The sequence below is a fragment of the Accumulibacter sp. genome, assembly GCF_016789985.1.
Classification (GTDB): domain Bacteria; phylum Pseudomonadota; class Gammaproteobacteria; order Burkholderiales; family Rhodocyclaceae; genus Accumulibacter.
In genome coordinates this window covers 1-4,717 of the sequence record NZ_JAEUOL010000042.1, presented here as the reverse complement: position 1 = coordinate 4,717, position 4,717 = coordinate 1, and the positions used below count along the sequence as shown (strand labels likewise).

The following is a 4,717-nucleotide window of genomic DNA, read 5'->3' as shown; positions in this document are numbered from 1 at the left end:
CGAAGGGCTTCTCGAACATGATGATCAGGGAGCCGAGCAGGTTGGCGAGGGTTTGCTGTGCCGCCAGGGCAACCGCAAGGCCACCGACGCCGAGACCGGCGAGCACCGAATAAGCGGGCAGGCCGATCCGGTCTGCACCGGTGACGAGAATGACAAGCGCCACGATGACGGTCATCAGCCGGGTCACCAGACGAATAAGCTGGCTGTCGATGCTGCTGGTCAGCAGCTTTTCCCCGGCGATCAGGCTCGCGGCGACTAGGCCGCCGGCGGCCCAGACCGCCCAGGTCAAGGCGAGGTAGAACAGTGTCCACAGCGACAGCGTCACCACCTGATAGACGGCGCCCGAAATGCGCAGCGCGTCGGAACAAATCACCGCAGTCAACGGTGTCACCACCACCAGGCTGAGGGGACGCAGCAGGCTTGCCCAGTGTTCGGCCGCTGGCCACTGCTGAACCCAATACCGGCTGCAACGAAAGCACAGCAGGACAAAGGCGAGCCCGATTCCGAAGAGCCCAACGATGGCACACCAGCGCCACAACGGCTGGTCGAGAAAGGTGTTGCGGACCCGATGTTGCGGGGCATCGATCAACCAGCGGGATGGCACCATGCCACGCAAGACGAAAGCCACCCCAATCGGGCTGTAGCTCGAGAAGTCGTCCCAGCCCGGGGTAGATCCCGGCTTGTAGGGCAAATTCTTGACCCTGCCGTAGAATTCGGGCAGGCGGCTCAAGGTGGCCGGGGAAAAGAGATACTCCCCAGCCCGCGGCCCGCTGTCGACCCGCCGCAGTTGAATTTCAGAATTCGGCAGCGTCCAGCGCTTGAACTCGCTCTTGGACATCGCCTCGGCATCGGGAATCGACTCGCTGGGCGGAACCTCGATGCGGTCGAGTACCTCCTTGAGTTGTATGGCCAGTCGACGGGCGGTTTCCTGCTCGATGGCCGGCGGAACTTCGCTTAAATCCAGCACCCGCTGGGCCGCTTCCTGAAAGCGCATGGATTCGTTGAGGGCGGCCAGCTTGTCCGGCGACAGGTAGAGATCGGGGGAGGCGAGGTACGACTGCACGCTCCCCACTCCTGTCGCGTAGCCCTTGCTCATGAATTCGAGAAAGCCCTTGATGGTGGTCCTCGGGCTGGAGGTGTCGATCGGTGTGAGGGGGGTGTCCTGTCCGGATCTGGCCGGCATGGCGAATAGCAGGAGCAGCGTCAGCGCAAGAATGGCCGTGACCAGATGCGGCTGGGGAAAAGCGGCCCCCGCCAGGGTTGGGTGCAGCGCACAGCGAACGGGAATCAAGGTTATTTCTTCCTAATCAGCGCCAAACCACTTTCCGTAAATCCTCTGATACGTGCCATCCTCGCGCAGGGCCAGCAGGGTACCGTTCACCCGTTTCCGTAAGGGGCTTGCCGGGGGGAAGATGAATCCCACGTCATTCTTGTTGAATTCCGGGCCAACCAGCGTCACCCGCCTCTTTCCCTCGTGATTGGCATAGTAACGCTGGCCCGCGGCACCCAGCAGCACGGCGTCCACCTTGTGCTCGAGCAGCGCCTGATACATTTCGGCTGTTTCCTGAAACTCCTGCACGATCGCGTTCTGTTGCTTGAGATAGGCGACTGCGGAGCCGCCGAGCAGCGTGCCGACCCGCTTTCCGGGCAAATCCTCCGGTCCGTTGATGGCGCCCTTGATTTGCTGCACGGTCAGTGATGCAGTCAGTTGTGCGGTGTACAGCGCGACAAAACTGATGCCGACGAACATCCATAAAACGGCCAGAGTTCGGGCGAGCCACTGGCGCGGCATCTCCTCCGCCTGCGTCAGAAGAGTCGAGGCTGCCCAGTACATGGCGACAAAGATGCCGGGGAAGTAGCGGTGGCTGGCGATCATCCCGTCTTCCTGGCGACGCTCCATGATCCAGACCACGTGACCGGCGACAACGATGAACAACAGAGCGACGCCCAGCCAGGCAAGGGTCGTGCGTGAAAACAGCAAGTCCAGGAGGTTGCGCAGGGGCGACGGAATGAAGGCATCGCCGCTGCCGCGCACCATGATCTGCAGGCCGGCATTCAGGATCGGATACGAGAATTCGAATTCCCGGTCACGCTCGGACGTGTAGAAAAGGCCGGACACGGCGATGTTCGCCTCGCCGGAGCGCAACGACTGGAGCACCGCCTGTACGTCGGGCGCCACCCGATAGTCCGTCCCGAGACGCAGGCGGGCGGCGATCTCGTTCCACAGTTCGATGCTGAAACCATCGAGTCCGGCGCCCTGTTCCATGACGAAGGGTGGCAGTTCGAAGGTGGCGACGCGCACCGGCGGATTGCCGGCCTGCGCCAGCGCCGCGGAAAGCAACAGCATGGCCAGCGACAGCCTGTACAGCAGACGACCCATGACGGACAACATCTCGACTCTCCGGGGACGAAAATTTCAATGCTTCGATTGCGGGCATCCCGGGCAACCTTGCCGCAGTGAATCCGGGTTTGCCGGCGGGTGGCATTTTGCCTTGCCCGCAGCTTCGCGGCAACGCTTGTGGTGGGCGGCCGACCGGGGTGTGCGTGTGAGCGAAGGCGCGCCCATCTTCCGGGTCACAAGGCTGCGGTTTGCCAGGCCGCAGGTGCTGCCGACCGTTGACCGGGCGGTGTCACCGGGGTGTTGATCAGGACCCGTACCTGATCATGTCTTCCTTGTCCTCGCACTGGTAGGTGGTTGCGCATTGTGTCAGGCTACAGATGCTTTCGGTCCTGGTTGCCGCCTGCCTGCGTTGCTGGCACAGTCTCTCGGCCTCGGCACGAACTTCGGTGGCGGCTTTCTCCGAGTTCGGGTGATCGAAAGTGAGGAAGTTGGTTTCCGCACTATAGCCCACCAGCCAGTTGTCGGCGCAGCTCGCGAGCAGGAAGGCGGGCAGCAGGACGACGAGCACGACCGGTGGCGACCGGGGCCAGCTCATCCTGACGCCAGGAGCGGTGGTGGCCGGCTCGCCACCGGGTGCCACGCTGCGGCGGCTTCCTTCCGGCCGGGGATGCCCGGGGTCGGTGTTCGCAAGTGCCGGTGCGCTGACCGGCGATGACCAGTTTGCCCGGTGTCGCTGTTGCATCACGCTTCTTCGATGAAAACCTCAAGCCTGCCGGCGAGCGCCGCGTCCTTCAGCGTCTGGTGGTCGCGTTCGCTCTGATCCGCATAAGCGATGGCGAAATCCGTCACGGCGCGCGGGAACACGTCGCCACTGCCGATGTAGCCGGCGATTCTCGCCGCCTCGCCGGTGCAGGAATGCGCCCGCGCCAGAGCCCTGGCGCAGAGCGCGGCGTATTGAACGAGGTCGGTCGGGCCGAGCAGTTCGATGGGGACCTTGACCTTCATGTCCTTGAGCTGGCGGACATAGAAGTGCAACCCCTCCCGACCGGTCGTCCAGCCGAGGAAGAGGTCGCTCGCCGCCTGCATGATCCGGGAGCCGACGACGATGCGCTCACCATGGTTGGCGTGTTCGCTGGCGCCGGCAAACGGCTCGAGGACCGAGGCGCGCGCCTCCTTGACCTGCAGGAAGATGGGATCACGCTCTTCCGCCATGAGCAGCAGCACGGCGCAGGCGGTGCCGACACTGCCGACCCCGACGACCTTGACCGCGATATCGACCAGATCGAACTGGTCGAGGATATGCCGCACGTTTTTGGGAACGGTTTTCAGATAAGCGCCGAACGCTTTTCGCACATGCGCCATGACCTCATTGGGGTCCTGGTCAGGAATATGGTAGATCAGCGGCGGGTTGTCCTTGATCCGGATCTTGCCGCCTTCGCTGCTCACCATCTGCGGAAAGTCGAACTCGGCCACGCTGCGCGTGCGCGCTTTCGCCACGCGCTGCGCCATTCCCTTGCGCGTCCGCCTGTTCTTCATCTGCTTGAGGATCCAGTCCACGTCGATGCTTGCGTAGAGAACGTCGAGCACGCGCATCCTGCTGAACTCGATCATCCGGTCGCGATACGAGCGGACCAGGGTGAGCGCTGCCTTGCGTGCCTCGCGCTGGCCAAAGCCATTGTCGCGCGCAGCGAGGACGAAGCTGGTGGCCAGGCGCTTCAGGTCCCACTCCCAGGGCGCTGGCAGCGTCTCGTCGAGGTCGTTGATGTCAAAGATCAGGCGCCGTTCCGGTGTGGCAAAGCCGCCGAAGTTGGACAGATGACAGTCGCCACAGGCCTGCACGTAGATACCTGTCGTCGGGGTATGGGCGAGGTCGGTCGCCATGTGCAGCGCCGCTCCGCGGAAGAAGACGAACGGGCTCTGCAGCATCCGCCCGTGGCGCAGCGGCAGAAGCCGCGGAATGCGCCCTTCGTTTGCCTTTCCCAGCAGCTCGATCGGCGCGGGCCGGTCGGCTGGTGGCTTCCAGGCGGCATGCGATTGGCGCGGGCAGGTGCTGCGCAGTGCCTTCCCCTGCGCATACAGTTCCGTACGCGACGGGCGGGCGTGCGGCCGCGCCCGTCGTTCGATCGGCTGCTCTTGATCGTCAGTTGCCATCAGTTTTCTCCCTTTGTCGAAACCCATAATCGTCTATCAGTATAGCAATCCTCCACCCCCCGATGAGGTTTCCAGGATCGTCGTCCTTACCACCTATCATGTTTCGGCCCCCTGAAAGAACTTGGGAAGAGGCAGTGCGCTGGCAGCGCGTCTCAAGAGAAGGCGGATGCCGCGTTTGAACCAGGAAAGGGCACTGCGATAGGCTTTGCGGACACTCCAATGGTT

General features: G+C 63.2%; 3 protein-coding genes and 1 pseudogene. All 4 read right to left on the bottom strand.

Features of this window, described 5'->3' with window-relative positions:
* A pseudogene (locus tag JNK99_RS02365) lies at positions 1-1,291 on the bottom strand (mechanosensitive ion channel domain-containing protein); the annotation flags it as partial.
* 12 nt (positions 1,292-1,303) lie between these two features.
* Entirely contained in the window at positions 1,304-2,392 is a 1,089-nt protein-coding gene (locus JNK99_RS02360) for a transporter substrate-binding domain-containing protein (protein WP_291848099.1), read from the bottom strand.
* Between the two features lie 253 nt (positions 2,393-2,645).
* Complete coding sequence (locus JNK99_RS02355) at positions 2,646-2,936, bottom strand: hypothetical protein (protein ID WP_291848096.1); 291 nt, start codon at positions 2,934-2,936, stop codon at positions 2,646-2,648.
* A 146-nt stretch (positions 2,937-3,082) separates the two neighbouring features.
* Complete coding sequence (locus tag JNK99_RS02350) at positions 3,083-4,492, bottom strand: DUF2252 domain-containing protein (protein WP_291848093.1); 1,410 nt, start codon at positions 4,490-4,492, stop codon at positions 3,083-3,085.
* Positions 4,493-4,717 lie beyond the last annotated feature (225 nt).

Excerpts from the sequence above, each read along its gene's own strand:
- JNK99_RS02350 (WP_291848093.1), bottom strand. The coding sequence starts at position 4,492 with ATGGCAACTGACGATCAAGAGCAGCCGATCGAACGACGGGCGCGGCCG.
- JNK99_RS02360 (WP_291848099.1), bottom strand. The coding sequence starts at position 2,392 with ATGTTGTCCGTCATGGGTCGTCTGCTGTACAGGCTGTCGCTGGCCATG.
- JNK99_RS02355 (WP_291848096.1), bottom strand. The coding sequence starts at position 2,936 with ATGAGCTGGCCCCGGTCGCCACCGGTCGTGCTCGTCGTCCTGCTGCCC.